Genomic DNA, 20,473 nt, shown 5'->3' on the forward strand with positions numbered 1-20,473 from the left:
CGGTCACGGCCTCCGCCTTCCCGGCCGCCCGCTCCGGCTCGGCCGCCTGCTCTGGCTTCTTGTCGGTCACAGCTTCGGCGCAATCTCTTCGGTCCAGATACGCTCCCGCTGCTCCTGCGGCAGATGGCAGGCCGCCCAGTGCTCGTCGCCGACCTGGCTCAGCTCCGGCCGCACGGTGCGGGTGACGTCGTCCTTGGGCACATCGGCGTACGGGCAGCGCGGGTTGAAGGCGCAGCCGGACGGGATGTTGATGAGCGAGGGCGGGGAGCCCTTGACGGGTATGAGGCGGTCGGTCTGCTCCCGGTCGAGCCTCGGCATCGAGCCGAGCAGGCCCCAGGTGTAGGGGTGCCGCGGCTCGTAGAAGACCTTCTCGGCCGGGCCGCGTTCGACGCAGCGCCCGCCGTACATCACCAGGATGTCGTCGGCCAGCTCGGCGACCACGCCCAGGTCGTGGGTGATGATGACGACCGCGGAGCCGAACTCCTTCTGCAGGTCCCGGATCAGGTCGAGGATCTGCGCCTGCACGGTGACGTCGAGCGCGGTGGTCGGCTCGTCGGCGATCAGCAGTTCCGGGTTGTTGACCAGTGCCATGGCGATCATGGCGCGCTGGCGCATACCGCCGGAGAACTCGTGCGGATAGCTGTCGACGCGCTTGTCGGGCTGCGGGATGCCGACCCGGTCCAGCATCTCCACGGCCAGCTTCCGCGCGGTCTTCTTGTCCCCGCCGTGGTGCACCCGGTACGCCTCGGTGATCTGCTTGCCCACCGTGTAGTACGGGTGCAGCGCCGACAGCGGGTCCTGGAAGATCATCGCCATCTCGCGGCCGCGGAGCTTGCGCACCTCGTCCGGGTCGGCGGAGAGCAACTCCTGCCCGTTCAGCCAGATCTCGCCGGAGAGCCGGGCCTTGCGCTTGCCGTACTGGCCGGCGGTGTGCAGGCCCATGATGCCGAGCGAGGTGACGGACTTGCCGGAGCCGGACTCGCCGACGATCCCGAGGGTCTTGCCCTTCTCCAACTGGAAGCTCAGCCCGTCGACGGACTTCACCAGGCCGTCGTCGGTGGGGAAGTGCACCTTCAGATCGCGTACTTCGAGGAAGGCGGTCGGGGGCTCGCCGGTCGCGGTGTCCGGTTCGCCCACCGCCGCGCTCTTCTTGGTCTCGCCGGTGTCTGTCATGCGAGCCTCACTCGGGGGTCGATCACGGCGTACAGGATGTCCACGACGAGGTTGGCGATGATCACCGCGAGTGAGGTGATCAGGGTGACGCCGAGGATCACCGGGAGGTCGCGGTCGCTGATCGCCTTGAGCACCGCCTGGCCGAGGCCCGGCAGGCTGAACGCGGTCTCGGTGAGGATGGCTCCGCCGACGAGGGCGCCGAGGTCCATCCCGAGCATGGTGAGGATCGGCGTCATGGTGGACCGCATGGCGTGCTTGCCGATGACGACGGGCTCGCTGAGGCCCTTGGCGCGCGCGGTGCGGATGTAGTCCTCGCCCATCACCTCCAGCATGGTGGCGCGGGTGATGCGGGCGTACATCGCGGCGTACAGGAAGGCCAGGGTCACCCATGGCAGCAGCAGGCCCTGGAACCAGGGGCCGATGCCGTCGCCGAGCGGGTGGAAGCCGGAGTCGATCCAGCCGAGGCCGTAGTCGAAGGCGGCCAGCGCCAGCATCGCGGTGAAGAAGATCGGCAGGGAGACACCGGAGAGGGCGACGACCATCGCCGTACGGTCCCAGAGGCTGCCCCGCTTGAGAGCGGAGAGCACACCGGCGGCCACCCCGAACAGCAGCCACAGCACGGCGGCGCCGAGCGCCAGGGCCAGGGTCACCGGCAGGCGGTCGGTGAGCACGGGCCAGATGGCCTGCTCGCTCTTGAACGAGTAGCCGAAGCAGGGCGCGGCGCAGTGCGTGACATCGCCGCCACCGCTGTAAGTCCGGCCCACGAACAGGCCCTTGAAGAAGTCGATCACCTGGGCGTAGACGGGGTCGCCCAGATGGAGCTTCTCGCGTACGGCCTCGACCTGGGCGGCGCTGGACGTCTTGCCCACGTACATCACGGCCGGGTCGACGCCCGCCCACTTGGGGATGAGGAAGAAGATGCAGAAGACCACCACGACGATGACCACCAGCATCACTGCGACGGCCATCAGCCGCCTGATGAGGTATGCGAGCACTGCTCTCGGCCCGGCGGCCGGGGCCGCGGCCCGCCCGGAGGTCGTCCGAGCGGGCCGCGGGGCCCGACCGCCCCGGCCTTCACCTGCCTTTCGTGCCGTACGGCCGGTGTGCCGGAAGGGGGGCTACTTGCTGACGCCGATGCTGTTGAAGTCGAACTGACCGCTGTAGGCGTTCGTCGTGTAGACGTTGGTCAGCCGGTCCGAGCGCCAGTTGATGAACCGCTCGAAGGTGAAGGGCAGGTAGTAACCGCCCTCCATCACCTTGTGGTTGATCTGCTGGGCGAGGGCTTCCTTCTTCGCGTCGTCCAGTTCGCCGACGAACTTGTCGAAGTCGGCGTCGATCGACTTGTCCTTGATCATGGCGAAGTTGTTGTTACCGCTGTCGAGGATGTACTTGCTGTCCCACAGCGGCATCCCGTAGCCCTGCACCGACGGGAAGTCCGGGCCCCAACCCATGATGATGATGCCGTAGTTCTTCTTCTTGACGACGTCCGGGTTGCCGATGATGCCGGCGGTCTGCGAGCCGTCGTACTGGTCGATGTCGGCCTTGATGCCGACCTTCGACAGGGACGCCTGCATGGACTCGGCGGTGGCCACCTCGACCGGCTTGTTGTTGCGGACCGCGATGGTGGTCTTGAAGCCATTGGGCTTGCCGCAGGCCTTCAGCTCCTCCTTGGCCTTGGCGAGGTCCGGCTTGCCGCCGTTCTTGGCGGTGCTGAACGGGTCGTACTTCTGGCCCTCGGCGCCGGGCACCGACGGGGGCAGCATGTTGGTGCCGATGTCACCGCCGGCCATCGGGCCGCCGCGGGCGGTCTGCAGCGACTTGTGGTCGGCGCCGTAGATGACGGCCTTACGGCAGTGGATGTTGTCGAAGGGCTTCACCGTCTGCGGGAAGACGGCGTAGCGGATGAAGCCGGAGACCGGGTTGTCCAGGTTCTCCTTGTGCTCCTTGAGGGCCTTGGTGCGGCCCTGCGGGGAGAGGCCGGTCTGCGCCATGTCCAGGTCGTACTCACCGGCGATGAGCTTGTTGTCCAGGTCGTCGGCGTTGGTGAAGTACGTGATGGTGACCTTGTCCGGGAGCGCCTTGCGGACCGGGTCCGAGGCCTGCTTCCACGCCTTGTTGCGGACCAGCACCATCGACTTGTTCGGCGTGTAGGACTGGAACTTGTACGGGCCGGCGGCGAAGGGGTGCAGGCCGTACTTGGACTTGGTGTCCTTGTCCTGGCGGACCGGGGAGGCCGAGGTCATCGCGAGCATCTGCTCGAAGTCACTGTTGGGCCGGGGCAGATGGAAGACGATGGTCTTCTCGTCCGGGGTGTCGATCGCCTTCAGACCGAGGTGGTCCTTGGCCTTGTCCTTGTAGGGGCCCTTGTACTCGCCCTTCGGGTCCAGGGTGTCCTTCAGGTACACCGGGCCGCCGGAGAGCACATCCTGCGCCCAGACCCGCTCGATGCCGTACTTGACGTCCTGGGCGGTGATCGCCTTGCCGTCCTCCCAGGTCACGCCGTCGCGCAACTGGTAGGTGTAGGTCTTGCCGTCGTCGGATATCTTCGCCATCGACTTGGCGAGGTCCGGGGTGGCCTCCGCGCCGGGCTTGCCGGGCTCCGTCTTGTACGTGAGCAACTGGCGGCTGTAGAAGCGCATGAAGTTCCACGCGAAGCCGTAGTAGGCACGGGTGGGGTCCCAGGAGTCGGCGTCCTGGGTGGTGGCGAACTTGAGGGTGCCGCCCTTCTTCGACGAGGCGTTGGCGACCTTGTTGTTGCCGGCGTTGAAGCCCGCGGCGCCGCTCTTGTCGTCCGATCCGCCGCCGCCGCAAGCCGCCGTGGACAGCAGCGCCGCGACCACGGCAGCAGCCGCCACGGCCTGCTTCCGCCGCCCTGAGGTGCGTTGGGTAGTCACGATGTCCGATCCTCCGTGAAGTCGTTCGGCCCGCCCCCCGCGGAACGGGCCACTGGGGTACGGCAGTTAGCGCGAGCCCTTCGGGTCGAGCGCGTCGCGCACGCCGTCGCCGAAGAGGTTGAAGGAGAGCACGGTGATGAAGATGGCCACGCCCGGGATGATCATGTACATCGGGTCCGACTCGTAGTAGCTCAGCGCGGAGGACAACATCTGCCCCCAGGACGACGTGGGCGGCTTGACGCCCACGCCGAGGAAGCTCAGCGCGGCCTCGGTCAGGATGTTGGTGGGGATCATCATCGTGGAGTAGACGATGATCGGGGCGATCAGATTGGGCAGCAGTTCCTTGAAGAGGATGTAGATCCGGCCCGCGCCCAGGCTGCGCGCCGCGTCCACGTACTCGCGTTCCCGCAGCGACAGCGTCTGGCCGCGCACCACCCGGCCCACGTAGGGCCAGCCGAAGAAGCCGATGACCAGGATCATCACGAAGATGCGGACGCCGGTGCCGGTCAGCCCCAGCATCTGGTTCGGCATCACCGAGACCAGCGCGATGATGAAGAGCAACTGCGGGAACGACAGCAGCATGTCCATCACCCGGCTGATGACCGCGTCCAGCCAGCCGCCGAAGAAGCCGGCCAGCACCCCGAGCACGGTGCCCAGCACGATCGCCACCAGCGCGGAGAGGAATCCGACCAGCAGCGAGACGCGGGAGCCGTAGATGATCCGGGCGAACACATCGCGCCCGCTGACCGGTTCGACGCCCAGCAGATGCTCGCCGTTGATGCCGCCGAGCGAGCCGGTGGGCGTGGAGAACAGCGGGTCGATCAGGTCCTCGTGGTGGCTGTCCGGGTCCTGCCCCACCAGGTGCGTGATCACCGGCGCGAGGACCGCGATGACGATCAGCAGCACCACGACCGCACCACCGGTGAGCGCCAGCTTGTCCCGCTTCAGGCGCTCCCAGGCGATCCGGCCGAGTGAGCGGCCTTGCACCGCCTTGCCCGGGGCTGCTGCTTGGGCCTCCGCCGTGGCGCTCGGGGCCGCATCCGCGGTCGGCTCGTGCAATGGTGCCGTCATCGTGGCAGGGACCCCTCTCAACCGGCGGTGGCCGGCCCGCACTTGGCCGCTCGTAGCGGCGTGGTCAGTCCGTGTACGCGGGGGTAGCTCGCCGCCCCCTTGCTGCGGGAGTCTTCATGCCCGCGTCGATCTCTCACCAGAGTTGACGGTGAATGGATGCCTAACCGTGATGCTGTCCGGGAGGTTCCGTTATCCGAACTCCGGATAACGACCCCCGGACACTGCACAATCAGCCATCAATGCGGACATCGCCCCCGCACCGCCCCATTGCCGCCCCTTCACCCCGCGAGCGAACAACATCCCCACTACCCGGCAAGTGTCACCAACTCCCCGTTATCCACGAGAGATCCAGGTGACGACGGGCACGGGCACCGGTCCGGCACGGAGTCGACGCGCGTTGACCCCGCCGCCGGTCCTACCCCGAACTCCCGGTGTACGAACGGCTTTCGACCGAAGAAGATCGCGACCCGTACCGCACCGGCTCGTCCGGCCAGTGAGACATACGCGCGGGTAGGTCAAATCGGATCGCCGCATTCCGGCCATGGGGAGGGCGCGGGGAAGGGCACGGGAAGGTGCTGCGGGACCCCGCGGGCGAGGGGCGGCGGTCCGGGTCCGGCGAGGCAGGTCAGTAGTGGGCGTGCGGCGGCGGGTAGCCGTAGCCGGGGACCGGGGCCGCCTGGGCGGGGGACGCCTGCGCCTCGCGATCGTAGAAGGGGCGGCCCCGGGCACGCAGCCAGAGCGCCACCGGATCGTGCTCGTCCGCCAGCGCCACCGTGGACACCGGCAGCCCCTCCGGTACCGCCGCGATCGACTGCTGCATCATCCCGCGCACCGCGTCCACCGAGGCCGGCGCGGTGTCGTACACATCGAGCCCGATGGCGAGATACGCGGTGCCGAGGGCCGGCTGCACCCAGGCGCGGCGGAGCGAGCGCACCGCGGGTGTGCGGTGCGCGTGCTGGGTGAGCAGGGCGTAGAACTGCGGGATGTCCACGGCCGGTTCGGCGATCCGGAGCGGCCCGGCGGGCTGCCGGTCCAGGCCGGTGGCGATCCGCCGCAGATCGGCCCAGGGCACGCCCACCCCGCCGCCGGGGCTGTGCGGATTCAGCCAGAGGCCGTAGTGCTCCGGGTAGAGGGTGCGGGACACATCGGCGCCGGCGACCACCTCATAGGCGCGGTTCCAGCCACTGGCGGACAGCTCCTGGGCGGAGGTCACACAGGGCGCGTAGCCGTGGCCGTCCACCTCCATCCGCCCGTACTGGGCGTCGGGCGAACCGGCCTGGCCGTGCCAGAGCAGCATCCACACCTGACCGGCCGCCGGATCGGCGAGCGCGCCGAGCAGCCCCTCGTAGGTGTCCAGGCGCCCGGGCGTCACCTGGCGCAGCATGTGCTCGACCTGCCCGGCCGCTGCCCCCGACGCACTCACCCTTGACCGCCCCTTCATGACGCTTTCGCGTGCCGTGTCTCCTGCGACTCTCCTGCCGGCCAAGCCCCTGGCGCGCCCCTCGGGCCCGCGCGGCCGACCGGGCCATGAAACCAGCTTAATCGGCCGCATTGACACAGACTTGACGTACCGGTCGGGTCAAGTCCCGGCGGCCCGCCGCGTCCCCGGGTGGTCTCTCCCCGATCTCCACCGGTCCGACACCGCCCCGGGAGGCACCCCCTAAGCCGTATCACCCCCGGCGTGAAACGGTGAGAGCCGCTCCCGCATCCAGTCCGCGACCAGGTCCTGGGTGACGTCCAGCAGTACCAGGTTGACCGGCCAGGGAACGGGGACCCGGCCCAGGGCCCGGCCCAGGGCGTCCATCGCCGCGTCCCGGTCGGCCGGTTCGGCGCCGCTCAGTTCCACGCCGACGAAGAGCACCGGGTCGCCGCCCTCGATACTGGCCAGGCAGCGGCGGGCGGTACGCACCACACCCGTCGCGGCGAACTCCGCGGAGGCCGCGGAGAGGAAGTCCACCGGGTCCTCCTGCCAGTCCGGTGGGTAGAGCCGCACCCGGCCGCCGGTGAGCGGCCCGTCGAGTTCGCTGCGTCCGCTACGGCAGAGTTCGGCCACCGCGGGCGGCGGCAGCGGGATGCCGACGGTGCCGTCCGGGTTGACGGCGATGCCGAGTTGGGGCGGCAGGCCGCGGGCGAACTCCACCGCGGGCGCCACCGTGTACCCGAGTCCCTCCCCTGTCACCTGACGGAACTGCTGCTCCGAGCTGAAGACGGGGACATAGGCCTGCCCGTCCATCTCCAGGGTGGGCAGGTCCAGGGTGCCGCTCTCCGGGCCGCCGCCGTTGGGCAGCGGTATCCACAGCGGGCTGCGGCCCAGTACCTCCAGGATGCGTGCCGCGGCGGACGGTCCCGCGCCCAGGCCGGCGGCGAGCACCTCCTCCAACTCGTTGCCCGGCCAGCCCATATGGGGATGGGTCATGGCCTGCCCCGGTATGTCCATACTCTGCTCTACCGCCTGTCCCTCACTGCCTGCTGCCAGCGCACCCTAACCGGTCCCCCGCCGCCCGCACCCCCCGGTCGCCGGCTCGCTACCCGCAGGGGGGATCCGCTCCGGGGCCGAAGGCGATGGTGTGCAGGGAGTCCGCGGCCGGGCGGTCCAGCAGCACCGCGGAGGCACAGCCCGGGGGCGGGGTGCCCGCCTCCAGCCCGGCCAGCAGTGCGCGCAGCGCCCGCCGGTGCCGCGCGAAGGCGTAGCGGGAGACGCCGCGGCCGCGGGCCTGCTGGCCGGCGCGTGCGGTGCGGGGGGTGACGTCGAGCAGCAGCAGATGCAGTCGCCGGCCGCGGCGGGCGGCCTCCCGGGCGAGCCAGCGGCGCACCCAGCGCTGGGTGCCGCAGTCGTGCACCACCACGGCGCCGCCGCCCCGCAACACCCGCCGCAGCCCGGCGAAGTGCGCGATCCGCACCAGCGGCCGGTACAGCGGATACGGCAGCAGCGGGCCGAGGCGGCGGGCCCAACTCTCGCGGGTGTCCTGGGAGTCGACGCACACCCCGTCGACCGCCCGCCGTATCAGCGTCGACTTGCCGCTGCCCGGCAGCCCGGACACCACCACCACATCCCCCTCCCCGAACCACAGCCACCCGGGCCCCCAGCCGCCGAGCCCCCGCAGATCCCGTACGCGGGGCCGACGCGGACCGGGTAAGAGGGGGAGCGGCGTCCGGGGTCCCGGCGGCCCCATCGCCTCCGCCGCTCCCCCCGTGCCGTCGACCGCCTCGTCCGCCGTACCGCCCACCGGCCCGCCTCCCCTGCTCGCCGCCCGCGACGGCCCTCCGCACAGGGCGCGCCCCCAGGAGTGTAAAGAGACAGTAATGCGGCACAAGTCCCCCTGGTGCAAAGGCCGGTGGCGCTGCCGTACTCCGCGGACTCCCGGCCTCCGGACCGCGCAGGTGAACGCCGCCGCACCCGCCCCCGTTCCGGTCCTCCCCCGCACCTGCCGCGCGGCCGCACCGGCGTGCAATGATGAGCGCGCCAACTCCATACCGGCCGCTTGAATCCGCGCGGGAGAGCCCCCGGCCGCACGCCGGGGCGCCGAAGGAGCAAGTCCCTCCCTTGAATCTCTCAGGCCCCCGATACCGCGCGGGCGAGGCACATCTGAAAAGCGGGCCGCCCGGCACGGCGGCCCCACCCACGGTGCAAGCCGGGATCCGCCGCACGGGCCTCCCGGCGAACCTCTCAGGTTCCGATGACAGATGGGGAGGAACGTCCTCGCCGTCACGCCTCCGGGAGCAGCGCCCATGACCGACAGCCCTCGCCGTACCGCCCTCGACGCGGTGCACCGCGCCCTCGGCGCCACCATGACCGACTTCGCCGGCTGGGACATGCCACTGCGCTACGGCAGCGAACGTGACGAGCACACCGCCGTCCGCACCCGCGCCGGGCTCTTCGACCTCTCCCACATGGGCGAGATCACCGTCACCGGACCCCAGGCCGCCGACCTCCTCGGCTACGCCCTGGTCGGCAACATCGCCACCGTCAAGCCCGGCCGCGCCCGCTACACCATGATCTGCCGCGAGGACGGCGGCATCCTCGACGACCTGATCGTCTACCGGCTCGGCGACACTGAGGACCCGACGTACCTCGTCGTCGCCAACGCCTCCAACGCGCAGACCGTCCTGGACGCCCTCACCGAGCGCGCCGCCGGTTTCGACGCCGAGGTCCGCGACGACCGGGACGCCTACGCGCTGCTCGCCGTGCAGGGCCCCGCCTCCCCCGGCATCGTGGCCGCCCTCACCGACGCCGACCTGGACGGCCTGAAGTACTACGCGGGCCTGCCCACCACCGTCGCCGGGGTGCCGGTGCTGCTGGCCCGCACCGGGTACACCGGCGAGGACGGCTTCGAACTGTTCGCGGCGCCGGAGCACGCGGAAAAGCTGTGGCGGGCGCTCACCGACGCCGGGGCGGACGCGGGCCTGGTGCCCTGCGGTCTGTCCTGCCGCGACACCCTCCGCCTGGAGGCCGGAATGCCGCTCTACGGGCACGAGTTGAGCACCGCGCTCACCCCCTTCGACGCGGGTCTCGGCCGGGTCGTGAAGTTCGAGAAGGAGGGCGACTTCGTCGGGCGGGCCGCGCTCTCGGCGGCCGCGAAGCGGGCCGAGTCGGCGCCGCCGCGCAAGCTGGTCGGCCTGGTCGCCGAGGGCCGCCGGGTGCCGCGGGCCGGGTACCCGGTGGTCGCCGGCGGCGAGGTGATCGGCGAGGTCACCTCCGGCGCCCCCTCCCCCACCCTCGGCAGGCCCATCGCCATGGCCTATGTGGACGCGGCCCACGCCGCACCCGGGACCACCGGTGTCGGCGTCGACATCCGGGGCAGCCACGAGCCGTACGAGGTCGTGGCGCTCCCCTTCTACAAGCGGCAGAAGTGACGCCGCACCCCCTCGCACGGGGGACGTGACGCGGCCCATACGCTCCGTCTCGCATCGCAAGACCATCCGTTCACCAGCACTGCCCCGCGTACAGGAGAATTCAGGTCATGAGCAACCCCCAGCAACTGCGCTACAGCAAGGAGCACGAGTGGGTCTCGGGCGCCGAGGACGGCGTCTCGACGGTCGGCATCACCGAGTACGCGGCCAACGCGCTCGGCGATGTCGTCTACGCCCAGCTCCCCGAGGTCGGTTCCACCGTCACCGCGGGCGAGACCTGCGGTGAGCTGGAGTCGACCAAGTCGGTCAGCGACCTGTACGCGCCGGTCACCGGCGAGGTCACCGCGACCAACGACGATGTGGTCGGGGACCCCTCGCTGGTGAACTCCGCCCCGTTCGAGGGCGGTTGGCTGTTCAAGGTACGTGTCTCGGAGGAGCCGGGCGACCTGCTCTCCGCCGACGAGTACGCCGCGTTCTCGGGCAACTGAACCCGCCCGGGCGCTACCGAGACCGACGCGATAGGGATCGTGATGTCGCTTCTCAACACTCCCCTCCATGAGCTGGACCCGGATGTCGCCGCCGCCGTCGACGCCGAGCTCCACCGCCAGCAGTCCACCCTCGAAATGATCGCCTCGGAGAACTTCGCTCCGGTCGCCGTCATGGAGGCGCAGGGCTCGGTGCTCACCAACAAGTACGCCGAGGGCTACCCCGGCCGCCGCTACTACGGCGGCTGCGAGCACGTCGACGTGGTCGAGCAGATCGCCATCGACCGCGTCAAGGCGCTGTTCGGCGCCGAGCACGCCAACGTGCAGCCGCACTCCGGTGCCCAGGCCAACGCCGCCGCGATGTTCGCCCTGCTCAAGCCGGGCGACACCATCATGGGGCTGAATCTGGCGCACGGCGGCCACCTCACCCACGGCATGAAGATCAACTTCTCCGGCAAGCTCTACAACGTGGTCGCCTACCACGTCGACGACAACACCGGCCAGGTCGACATGGCCGAGGTGGAGCGCCTCGCCAAGGAGGCCAAGCCGAAGCTGATCGTGGCCGGCTGGTCGGCGTACCCGCGCCAGCTCGACTTCGCGGCCTTCCGCCGGGTCGCCGACGAGGTCGGCGCCTATCTGATGGTGGACATGGCGCACTTCGCCGGTCTGGTCGCGGCGGGCCTGCACCCCTCGCCGGTACCGCACGCCCATGTGGTGACCACCACCACCCACAAGACGCTCGGCGGCCCCCGCGGCGGCGTCATCCTGTCCACCGCGGAACTCGCCAAGAAGATCAACTCGGCGGTCTTCCCCGGCCAGCAGGGCGGCCCGCTGGAGCATGTCATCGCGGCGAAGGCGGTGTCCTTCAAGGTCGCGGCGAGCGAGGAGTTCAAGGAGCGCCAGCAGCGCACCCTGGAGGGCGCCCGCATCCTGGCCGAGCGCCTGGTCCAGGACGACGTCACCTCCGTCGGCGTCAATGTGCTCTCCGGCGGCACCGATGTCCACCTGGTCCTGGTCGACCTGCGCCACAGCGAGCTGGACGGGCAGCAGGCCGAGGACCGCCTGCACGAGGTCGGCATCACCGTCAACCGGAACGCGGTCCCCAACGACCCGCGGCCCCCGATGGTCACCTCCGGCCTGCGGATCGGCACCCCGGCGCTCGCCACCCGCGGCTTCACCGCCGAGGACTTCCACGAGGTCGCCGACATCATCGCCGAGGCGCTGAAGCCGGCCTTCGACAAGGACGCGCTGGCCGCCCGGGTCACCGCCCTCGCCGGCAAGCACCCGCTGTACCCGAGCCTCGGCTAGGCCGGGAACGTACGGTGGACGGGGGCGCCGCGCGCGGCGCCCCCGCACCCACCTCCTCCGCACGACCGCATCTCCGCACCACCCCCGGCAGACAACGGCGTCTACCACCCCCCAAGGAGTCCTCCGTGGCCATCTCGGTCTTCGACCTGTTCTCGATCGGCATCGGCCCGTCCAGCTCCCACACCGTGGGCCCGATGCGGGCGGCCCGGATGTTCGTCCGGCGGCTGAAGAACGAGGGCCTCCTCGCCCACACCACCGCCCTCACCACCGAGCTGTACGGCTCTCTCGGCGCCACCGGCCACGGCCACGGCACCCCCAAGGCGGTACTCCTCGGCCTGGAGGGCGAGTCCCCGCGCACCGTGGACGTGGAGCGCGCCGAGGAGCGCGTCGCCGAGATCCGGGAGAGCGGCCGGATCGATCTGCTCGGCGCCCACGAGATCGCCTTCGACGTGGACCGGGACCTGGTACTGCACCGCCGCGAGGCCCTCCCGTACCACGCCAACGGGATGACGCTGGAGGCCCGGGACGCGGACGGTGCGGTGCTGCTGGCGAAGACGTACTACTCGGTGGGCGGCGGCTTCGTCGTGGACGAGGACGCGGTGGGCGCCGACCGGATCAAGCTCGACGACACCGCCCTGAAGCACCCCTTCCGCACCGGCGACGAACTGCTGCGGCTCGCCCGCGACACCGGCCTGTCCATCTCCTCGCTGATGCTGGAGAACGAGAAGGCGTGGCGCACCGAGGACGAGGTCCGCGCCGGGCTGCTGGAGATCTGGCGGGTGATGCGGGAGTGCGTCGCCCGCGGGATCAACCGCGAGGGCATCCTCCCCGGCGGCCTCAAGGTCCGCCGCCGCGCCGCGACCACCGCGCGCAAGCTGCGCTCCGAGGGCCGGCCCGCCGCCAACGCCATGGAGTGGACCACCCTCTACGCGATGGCGGTCAACGAGGAGAACGCGGCCGGCGGCCGGGTGGTGACCGCCCCCACCAACGGCGCGGCCGGCATCATCCCCGCCGTGCTGCACCACTACACCGAGTTCGCGGCCGGTGGCGCCTCCGAGCAGGAGAAGGAGGACGGCATCGTCCGCTTCCTGCTCGCGGCCGGCGCCATCGGGATGCTCTTCAAGGAGAACGCCTCCATCTCCGGCGCCGAGGTCGGCTGCCAGGGCGAGGTGGGCTCCGCCTGCTCGATGGCGGCCGGTGCCCTCGCCGAGGTCCTCGGCGGCAGCCCCGAACAGGTCGAGAACGCCGCCGAGATCGGTATGGAGCACAACCTCGGCCTCACCTGCGACCCGGTCGGCGGCCTCGTCCAGATCCCCTGTATCGAGCGGAACGGCATGGCCGCGGTGAAGGCCGTCACCGCGGCCCGGATGGCGCTGCGCGGCGACGGCAGCCACAAGGTCTCCCTCGACAAGGTCATCAAGACGATGCGCGACACCGGCGCCGATATGTCCGTCAAGTACAAGGAGACCGCGCGCGGAGGTCTCGCGGTGAACATCATCGAGTGCTGACGGGCCGGGCTCGCACCGCGCCCGTCGGCCCGGACGGCGACCCCGGACGGTGAGTGATGCCCATGCCCGTGAACTCCGCCGCTGCCGCACTGCTGCCGGTCGACGCGGCGCTGGGCTGGGTCCTCGGGGTGCTGCTCGCCCTGGCGGTCGCGGTCACCGCGGCGGCCCGGCTCTCCCCGGACCAGGGCTTCGGCCGGGCCCGCCAGGTGCTGACCGCCGGGATACGCGCGGCGGTCCAACTGGCCGCCGTCTCCGCCGTCATCGGCTGGATCGTCCGCTCCGGCACCGGACTCCCCGCGTTCCTGCTGCTGATGTACGCCGTCGCCGTGCGCACCGCGGGACGCAGGCTCACCTCCGACCGCACCTGGTGGTGGGCGGCCCTGCCGATCGCCGCCGGTGTCGTACCGACCGTCGCCCTGCTCCTGGCCACCGGACTGCTGCCGGTACGGGGCATCGCGCTCATCCCGGTGACCGGCATCCTCATCGGCGGCGCACTCACCGCGACCGTGCTCGCCGGGCGCCAGAGCCTGGCCGCGCTGGAACAGCGGCACGGGGAGGTCGAGGCGGGCCTCGCCCTGGGACTCACCGAGCGGGAGGCGCGGATCGAGATCGCCCGGCCCGCCGCGTCCGAGGCCCTCGTCCCGGGGCTTGACCAGACCCGGACGGTCGGGCTGGTCACGCTGCCCGGCGCGTTCGTCGGAATGCTGCTCGGCGGGGCCGACGCCCTCACCGCCGGGGCCGTCCAACTCTTCGTCCTCGTCGCCCTCATGGCCGTCCAGGCCGTGGCCGTCACCCTCACCCTGGAACTGATCGCCCGCTCCCGCCTCACCGCCCCGGCCCGCGGCGGAACGGGCACGGCAGTGAAGCGGGAACGGCCTCGGCGCGGGGTGGGCCGGCTCAGGCGCTGAGCGGGAACTCCTCGCCCAACTCCCGGAAGACCGCGGTGTTCAGCGCGAAGGCCCGCTTGCACTCCGTGGCGATCCGCTGGCGCTCCAGCTCGTCCGCGGGCACCGCGTCCAGCAGAGCACGGTAGGAGCGCTTGAACGCGGCGGGGTTCGCGATCTGCTCGAAGACGTAGAAGCGCACCCCGTCGCCCCGCCGTTCGAAGCCCCAGGCCTGCTCGGCGCGGCCGCGGATGACCTGTCCGCCGGACAGGTCGCCCAGATAGCGCGTGTAGTGGTGGGCGACATAGCCGCCGGGCCAGGTGCGGGCGCACTCGGCGATCCGGGCCGCGTAGGCCTCGGTGGCCGGCAGCGGGCGAAGGCTGTCACGCCAGCCCGGCCCGCGCAGATGGGCCAGATCCCGCTCCAGCTCCGCCAGCCGCGCCAGCTCCGGCACCAGGAAGGGCCCGGCCACCGGATCCTCCCGCAGCGCCGCCACGTCCTCCTCCAACGCCCGGTAGACGAACCAGAGTTGCTCGGTGTAGCGGGCGTAGGCGGTGACCCCGAGGCGACCGCCCAGCAGGTCGCTCATAAAGGTCGAGTTCTCCGCCTCGGTGTGGGCCTCGGCGGAGGCGGTGCGGATGAGCGTGGAGAACGGCGTCGCGGTCATGGGACCTCCGGGCGTCGGTGAGAGACCAGTCGCCTCTCGCTGGGACACCCCGAGTCTTCAAGTTTAGGGTCACCTAAGTCAAGGCTTTTACTGACAGCATGTCGGTAAAATTCCAGAACCAATCCGATCGCATGGCACATAACAGACAAAAGACACCAAGTGCCACAGGTCGCCCACGCGCGCGCCCGCCCGGAGCAAGTCCCGTTCTCTGGACCGAAGTTGACTCTGCGTCAGCGGGATCGCGGGTATCCCTCGGACTGGTGGGCGATGGTCACCCGTAGGGCGAAAAGGCAGGGGTCGTGGCTTGTGTCATGGGGAACGCTAGGACCCGAGAGGTAAGTCAACGGGGATCAGGAGGCGGTGCGGGATGCTGCACGGCATCGACGTAAGTTCCTACCAGTCGTCGTTCGACACCGACGGGGTGTCGTTCGTCATCATCAAGGCCACGGAGGGCCGTTCGTACATCAACCCGCGGCAGGCGGCGCAGGCCAAGCGGGCCCGGGACGCGGGCTGCGTCGTCGGCTTCTACCACTTCCTGTGGCCGGGCCACATCAAGGCGCAGGCCGCGTACTTCGTGGAGAAGTGCGCCTCGCATGTGGAGGACCTGCTCTGCGTCGACTGGGAACGCACCGGTGAGGGCTCGCACGCCAGCAACGCGGAGAAGGACGCCTTCATCCACGAGGTCAAACGCCTGCGCCCGCAGCACAAGGTCCTGCTCTACACCAACCGGGACTTCTGGCTGAACGTCGACACCACCTCGTACGCGGGCGACGGGCTGTGGATCGCGGACTATGTGACGGCGGGCAAGCCGCGCATCAAGGCGAAGTGGCGCATCCACCAGTACACCAGCACCCCGCTGGACAAGAACCTGGCGGACTTCTCCAGCCGCGCCGCGATGCACAAGTGGGCCACCGGCAACGGCTGACCCGCCCGGGGCCGGGTCGAGGTGGCGGGGCGCGCCCTGGGACCGTCGATCTGCGGGAGTCGCGCGCCCGTGTGAGCCATGTCGACCCGCGCCATCCGCTGCGGGTGCGGGATGTGGTGCTGACGGGTGACAGCGGGAGCGGGCGGAACAGTTGACCGGCACGCTGGGGGGGCTGGCCTCGTGACACGGCCAAGACCTGCCAGGGCGGGAGCAACTGCTGTGTGCGCTGGACGAGTTGAGGCATCCCGCAACCTGGCGACGATGCTGGTGACGGTGCTGAACCGCCATACGATCCAGGTCAGTTGACCTCAGCTCAGCAGTTCGGTGGCCGTCACCGGGCGCAGCCCGCGGCGGTGGAGTGCGTCGAGGAGGCCGGGGAGCGCGGTGGCGGTGTCCTCGTGGCCGAGGTGCAGGCTGACCACGGATCCGGGGCGGGCCTGGCCGGTGACGCGGTCGATGATCTGCTGCGGCCCCGGTGCGGTGTGGTCCAGGGAGTCCACATCGTAGGAGAGCAGGTGCGGGTAGCCGGCGGTGCGGGCGAGGCGTTCCACCAGGGGGCTGGCGTAGCGGGCGCGGGAGGGGCGGAACCAGCTTCCGATGGAGCCGGTGAGCCGCCGCAGCCGGTCCGCGCAGCCGGTGATCTCGGCGCGCGCCCCGGCCTCGGAGAGTTCGTTGACGGCCTGGTGGTGCAGGGTGTGGTTGCCGAGGTCGTGACCGCCGTCGAGGATGCGGCGGGCCATCTCCGGGTGCTGGTCGAGCCAGGTGCCGACGGCGAGCACGGTGACCCTGGCCCCGGCCCGTTCCGCGGCGGAGAGCAGCTTCCGGGCCGGCGCCGGGTCGCCCTGACCCTGGAAGGTGAGCGCGATCAGCGGACGGTCGCGGGGGCCGTGGCCGATCTGCGCGGGGCTCCCGGGGAAGCGGTGCGGGCCGTTGGCGGGGGGTGTGCGGGTGAACGCGGGGCGGGGCGCCGAGGTGGTGGGGTGGCCGGGTGCTTCGGGACGGGCCGGGGGTGCGGGCGCGGAGCGGCCGGTGGCGCAGCCCGCGGTGAGCAGACCGGCGGCGGCGAGACCGGCTCCGGCCCGCAGCGCGGTACGGCGGGTGGTGGTGCGGTCGGCGGGAGGCGGGGCGGGGCGGGACCGGTCGGTGGGAGGCGGTGGTGTGGTCACTCGCCCATTTAATGGCGGTGGGGCGACTATGGGCGGTTCAGGGGATTTCGCGGCCCACCCGAAGGGCGGAGCCCGGCTCCCCGCCCGGACCGGCCCCCAGGGCGGATGACCTTCCTATCCGTCCACGGCCGGGATGATTGCCGGGGTTTTCCAGGAAAGTGGCCCATGTCACCAGAGATCCACCCGTCACCCCGGGCGCTTGATTCACATTCGCCCGAATTGTCGATTTCGGGGACCGGAGACGCCTCTGCCATAGTCGTCCGTACACGACCTCCCTCGATCCGGGTCAGGTCGTCACCGGCCGCCGTGGACACCACCCCCCTGGTCCGCGGCCCACCACAGAAGCCCCCGCGGCGCCCCACCGGGTGAGAACGGGGGCTTCTGTGCGTCCGGTGACGGCCGCGCCCGGTGACGGCCGGGGAGCATCGGCCCCGGTGGCCGTCAGCGTTCGGTCAGCCGCAGTTCGAACCAGGTGGTCTTGCCGAGGGGCAGCAGATCCACGCCCCAGCGGTCCGCGAGCCGGTCCACCAGGAAGAGGCCGCGGCCCGAGACGTCGAGCGGCTGGACCGGCATCAGACAGGGCAGCCCGCGCGAGGGGTCCTTGACCTCCACCCGCAGCCAGCCGCGCCGCCGCAGCATCCGCAGACCGAACTCCCGTGCCCCGGTGTGCCGTACCGCGTTGCCGACGAGTTCGGAGACGAGGAGGACGACGTCCTCGGCGATCTTCGGGCCCATGCCCCACTGACGGAGGATCACGATCTGGGCGAGCCGGCGGGCGACGGCCGCGGACTCGGGACGGGACGGCAGCCGCACCTCACGCTCGGCCGGATTCCCGTACAGCTCAAGGGACTTGACGCCCCGTTCGTCCTCCACTGCCGGCGACCACCGCGGCACGGTCGTACCGGCTCGCGCCGGTGACTGTTCGACACCTTCCAGCCCCGTCATGCCCCCATCATGAAGGCCGGACGAGGGTGCCGTGGCCGTTCCAGTGGAATCGACGGGGCGGAAGAGGATCTTCCATTGATGCCGAGCGGAATATGCCACCGGCAGATCGGCACCCAGAACATCCCATCTGAGCTGCAATGACGCACCGCACCCGACGCCGCGCACACAACTCCGCCACATGAAGTTTTACTATTCCGTTACCGTCCGGCCGAACCGCTCCAACGAGGGACCCCGCCCGTACCCGCCGCGACGACGGACACGGAACGGGGCCGTTGATCACACGCTGATCACCCGCTGAGCACCCGTGGTTCAGCGGAAGACGGCCTTGCCGGGACCGTCCTCGACGAAGCTGCGCATCCCGCGCTCCCGGTCCTCGGTGGCGAACAGGCCCGCGAACCAGGTGCGTTCGACGGCGAGCCCCGACTCCAGATCGGTCTCCAGGCCCGCGTCCACGCACTCCTTCGCCGCCCGCAGCGCCAGCGCCGGGCCCTTCGCCAGCCGCGCCGCCCAGGCGTGCGCCTGCTCGTACACCTCGGCGGCCGGGGCCAGCCGGTCCACCAGGCCGAGGCCCAGCGCCTCCTCGGCCTTCACCTGGCGGCCGGTGAAGATCAGGTCCTTCGCCTTGGACGGGCCGATCAGCCGGGCCAGCCGCTGGGTGCCGCCCGCGCCCGGGATCAGCCCGAGCAGGATCTCCGGCTGGCCCAGCTTGGCGTTGTCCGCGGCGATCCGGAAGTCCGCGCAGAGCGCCAACTCGCAGCCCCCGCCCAGCGCGTAGCCGGTGACGGCCGCGACCACCGGCTTGGGGATGCGGGCCACCGCGGTGAACGACTCCTGCAGCGCCCGGGACCGCACCACCATCGCGGTGTGGTCCATGGCCTGCATCTCCTTGATGTCCGCGCCGGCCGCGAACACCTTCTCGCCGCCGTAGAGGACCACCGCGCGCACATCCTCGCGGTGGGTGACCTCCTCGGCCAGCTCCTTCAGGCGGTCCTGGAGGGCGATGTCCAGCGCGTTCATCGGGGGGCGGTCGAGGCGCAACGTGCCGACACCGTCGGCTACTTCGAGATGCACAGTCATGGCAGCAGGTTAGCCGCCGTTAACGGCGCAGGCCGCGTCGTCCTCGTCACACCTCGTCACACCCGCGGCTCAGCTCTTCCACTCGCCCCAGGGCATGTTCCAGCCGTTGAGGCCGTTGTCCGGCTGGATCTGCTTGTCCTGGGAGTGCTTCACCTCCACCACGTCGCCGATCATCGAGTGGTCGAAGAACCAGGCCGCGGGCTGCTTGCCGTCGTAACCGCCCCGTACGTCCCGCAGCCCGACGCAGCCGTGGCTGGCGTTGTAGTTGCCGAAGGCGCCGCCCGACCAGTAGTTGCCGTGGATGAAGGTGCCGGAGGTGGAGAGGCGCATCGCGTGCGGCACGTCCTTGATGTCGTACTCGCCGCCGAAGCCCACGGTGTCGCCGTTCATCCGGGTCACCCGCAGCTTCTCGCTGATCACCATCTGCCCGTTGTAGGTGGTGGTGCCGGGGCCGCCCGCGGTGATCGGGATGGTGCGCAGCACCTTGCCGTCCCGGCGCACCTTCATGGTGTGCTTCTTCGCGTCGACGGTGGACACCTGGCTGCGGCCGACGGTGAAGCGCACCGTCCTGACCTGCTTGCCGTACACCCCGGGGCGCCCCTCGACCCCGTCCAGGTCCATCCGGACGGTGACCCGGGTGCCGGCCTTCCAGTACCGCTCGGGGCGGAAGTCGAGCCGGTCGTTGCCGAACCAGTGGCCGGCCACCTCGACCTTGGGCTCGGTGGTCACCCGGATCGCGCGGCGCACGTCCTCGGGGTGGGTGATGCCGCGGGTGAAGTGCACCGAGAAGGGCATCCCGACGCCGACGGTGGAGCCGTCCTCCGGGGTGAAGGTGCCGGTGAAGGTGTTCTGCGGCACCAGTGTGGTGAACGCGGCCTCCTTCGCGGAGGCCCGGCCCGCGGCGTCCTTGGCGACGGCGTGCACCTTGTACGCGGTACCGGCGGCGAGGTGCCGGCTCGGTGTCCACCGCTTGCCGTCGGCGGCGAGGGACCCGGGCACCGCGTGGCCCTTGGAGTCCTCCACCGTCACCTCGGTGAGCTTGCCCTGCTGTGCGGTGACCCGCAGCGCGCCGGTGGTGTCCACATCGTCGGCACCGTTGCGCGGGGCTATCGTCACCACCGCCCGGGACGGTGCGTTGCCCCCGTCCGCCCGGTCGGACTTGCCGTCGTCGCCGGTGCCCGAACCGCCGCACGCCGCCAGCGGCATCAACAGCGCCCCGCACAGCACGGCCGGCGCCCACCGGCCGCCGCCCCGCCCTCCGATCCCCCGTACCCGCCGCCGCAGCGCTGCCGCGGCACCCGGTATCCGCCCGTCCCGACCGTCCCCGTACACGTCCCTCTCCCCTCGCACGGCCTGGTCAAGGCCCGCACCACGCGCCCCCAGGCGCACTCAGCGTCAATTAACCACACCGGGCGCGCCGTGCAATCCCCGCGGATGTCACCGTTCAGTCCCAACTCACGGGTGACACGGGGGCGGTACGGGGTTGACGCGCCGCACAGGGCCGGCGGGAGCGTTCAGC

At 70.9% G+C, this 20,473-nt stretch carries 18 protein-coding genes, 1 pseudogene and 1 riboswitch; of the genes and pseudogenes, 7 read left to right on the top strand and 12 right to left on the bottom strand.

Features of this window, described 5'->3' with window-relative positions; all coding sequences use genetic code 11:
• Nucleotides 1-66: 66 nt before the first annotated feature.
• From ACFVST_RS20850 to ACFVST_RS20880, 7 genes are all read right to left on the bottom strand, one after another.
• Complete coding sequence (locus ACFVST_RS20850) at nucleotides 67-1,173, bottom strand: ABC transporter ATP-binding protein (RefSeq protein ID WP_390153957.1); 1,107 nt, start codon at nucleotides 1,171-1,173, stop codon at nucleotides 67-69.
• Nucleotides 1,170-2,168 carry an ABC transporter permease gene (locus tag ACFVST_RS20855; protein ID WP_390153960.1) on the bottom strand — a complete coding sequence of 333 codons (999 nt, stop codon included), beginning with the start codon at nucleotides 2,166-2,168 and terminating at the stop codon, nucleotides 1,170-1,172. Before ACFVST_RS20855 ends, ACFVST_RS20850 begins: the two co-directional genes overlap by 4 nt.
• Before the next feature lie 123 nt (nucleotides 2,169-2,291).
• Complete coding sequence (locus ACFVST_RS20860) at nucleotides 2,292-4,067, bottom strand: ABC transporter substrate-binding protein (protein ID WP_390153963.1); 1,776 nt, start codon at nucleotides 4,065-4,067, stop codon at nucleotides 2,292-2,294.
• Nucleotides 4,068-4,133: 66 nt separating this feature from the next.
• Nucleotides 4,134-5,138 carry an ABC transporter permease gene (locus tag ACFVST_RS20865; RefSeq protein WP_390153966.1) on the bottom strand — a complete coding sequence of 335 codons (1,005 nt, stop codon included), beginning with the start codon at nucleotides 5,136-5,138 and terminating at the stop codon, nucleotides 4,134-4,136.
• Between the two features lie 625 nt (nucleotides 5,139-5,763).
• The gene (locus tag ACFVST_RS20870) at nucleotides 5,764-6,561 is read right to left on the bottom strand and encodes an enhanced serine sensitivity protein SseB C-terminal domain-containing protein (protein WP_390153969.1); all 798 of its coding nucleotides are present in this window, start codon (nucleotides 6,559-6,561) and stop codon (nucleotides 5,764-5,766) included.
• Nucleotides 6,562-6,798: 237 nt separating this feature from the next.
• Nucleotides 6,799-7,575 carry an enhanced serine sensitivity protein SseB gene (locus ACFVST_RS20875; RefSeq protein ID WP_390153972.1) on the bottom strand — a complete coding sequence of 259 codons (777 nt, stop codon included), beginning with the start codon at nucleotides 7,573-7,575 and terminating at the stop codon, nucleotides 6,799-6,801.
• A gap of 88 nt (nucleotides 7,576-7,663) precedes the next feature.
• Complete coding sequence (locus ACFVST_RS20880; RefSeq protein ID WP_390154049.1) at nucleotides 7,664-8,311, bottom strand: AAA family ATPase; 648 nt, start codon at nucleotides 8,309-8,311, stop codon at nucleotides 7,664-7,666.
• Nucleotides 8,312-8,621: 310 nt separating this feature from the next.
• A riboswitch (glycine riboswitch) is annotated at nucleotides 8,622-8,718 on the top strand.
• Between the two features lie 149 nt (nucleotides 8,719-8,867).
• On the opposite strand from ACFVST_RS20880, the gene gcvT reads away from it, so the two are divergent.
• From gcvT to ACFVST_RS20905, 5 genes are all read left to right on the top strand, one after another.
• On the top strand, nucleotides 8,868-9,992 hold the full coding sequence (gene gcvT / locus ACFVST_RS20885) for a glycine cleavage system aminomethyltransferase GcvT (protein ID WP_390153975.1): 1,125 nt from the start codon (nucleotides 8,868-8,870) through the stop codon (nucleotides 9,990-9,992).
• A gap of 107 nt (nucleotides 9,993-10,099) precedes the next feature.
• The gene (gene gcvH, locus ACFVST_RS20890; RefSeq protein WP_390153978.1) at nucleotides 10,100-10,477 is read left to right on the top strand and encodes a glycine cleavage system protein GcvH; all 378 of its coding nucleotides are present in this window, start codon (nucleotides 10,100-10,102) and stop codon (nucleotides 10,475-10,477) included.
• Between the two features lie 42 nt (nucleotides 10,478-10,519).
• On the top strand, nucleotides 10,520-11,782 hold the full coding sequence (gene glyA, locus ACFVST_RS20895) for a serine hydroxymethyltransferase (RefSeq protein ID WP_390153980.1): 1,263 nt from the start codon (nucleotides 10,520-10,522) through the stop codon (nucleotides 11,780-11,782).
• 125 nt (nucleotides 11,783-11,907) lie between these two features.
• The gene (locus tag ACFVST_RS20900; protein ID WP_390153983.1) at nucleotides 11,908-13,290 is read left to right on the top strand and encodes an L-serine ammonia-lyase; all 1,383 of its coding nucleotides are present in this window, start codon (nucleotides 11,908-11,910) and stop codon (nucleotides 13,288-13,290) included.
• A gap of 62 nt (nucleotides 13,291-13,352) precedes the next feature.
• The gene (locus ACFVST_RS20905; protein ID WP_390153986.1) at nucleotides 13,353-14,198 is read left to right on the top strand and encodes an ABC transporter permease; all 846 of its coding nucleotides are present in this window, start codon (nucleotides 13,353-13,355) and stop codon (nucleotides 14,196-14,198) included.
• On the opposite strand, the gene ACFVST_RS20910 is transcribed toward ACFVST_RS20905, so the two are convergent.
• A complete protein-coding gene (locus ACFVST_RS20910) occupies nucleotides 14,188-14,841 on the bottom strand; it encodes a heme oxygenase (biliverdin-producing) (protein ID WP_390153989.1) in 654 nt (217 codons plus the stop codon). The genes ACFVST_RS20905 and ACFVST_RS20910 overlap by 11 nt on opposite strands.
• 367 nt (nucleotides 14,842-15,208) lie before the next feature.
• On the opposite strand from ACFVST_RS20910, the gene ACFVST_RS20915 reads away from it, so the two are divergent.
• Nucleotides 15,209-15,766: a GH25 family lysozyme gene (locus ACFVST_RS20915; protein ID WP_390153991.1), complete on the top strand. Its 558-nt coding sequence runs from the start codon at nucleotides 15,209-15,211 to the stop codon at nucleotides 15,764-15,766.
• Nucleotides 15,767-15,906: pseudogene (locus tag ACFVST_RS20920) on the top strand (ABC transporter ATP-binding protein); the annotation flags it as partial.
• A 168-nt stretch (nucleotides 15,907-16,074) separates the two neighbouring features.
• Here the strand turns inward: ACFVST_RS20920 and ACFVST_RS20925 are convergent.
• The 4 genes from ACFVST_RS20925 to ACFVST_RS20940 form a co-directional block, all read right to left on the bottom strand.
• Nucleotides 16,075-16,932: a polysaccharide deacetylase family protein gene (locus ACFVST_RS20925; RefSeq protein WP_390153994.1), complete on the bottom strand. Its 858-nt coding sequence runs from the start codon at nucleotides 16,930-16,932 to the stop codon at nucleotides 16,075-16,077.
• Between the two features lie 441 nt (nucleotides 16,933-17,373).
• Entirely contained in the window at nucleotides 17,374-17,877 is a 504-nt protein-coding gene (locus ACFVST_RS20930) for an ATP-binding protein (protein ID WP_390153996.1), read from the bottom strand.
• Nucleotides 17,878-18,186: 309 nt separating this feature from the next.
• A complete protein-coding gene (locus ACFVST_RS20935; RefSeq protein ID WP_390153998.1) occupies nucleotides 18,187-18,954 on the bottom strand; it encodes an enoyl-CoA hydratase/isomerase family protein in 768 nt (255 codons plus the stop codon).
• Nucleotides 18,955-19,023: 69 nt separating this feature from the next.
• Nucleotides 19,024-20,160: an Ig-like domain-containing protein gene (locus ACFVST_RS20940; protein WP_390154051.1), complete on the bottom strand. Its 1,137-nt coding sequence runs from the start codon at nucleotides 20,158-20,160 to the stop codon at nucleotides 19,024-19,026.
• Between the last annotated feature and the right edge of the window lie 313 nt (nucleotides 20,161-20,473).

The organism is Streptomyces sp. NPDC058045 (genome assembly GCF_042885635.1).
GTDB lineage: Bacteria > Actinomycetota > Actinomycetes > Streptomycetales > Streptomycetaceae > Streptomyces.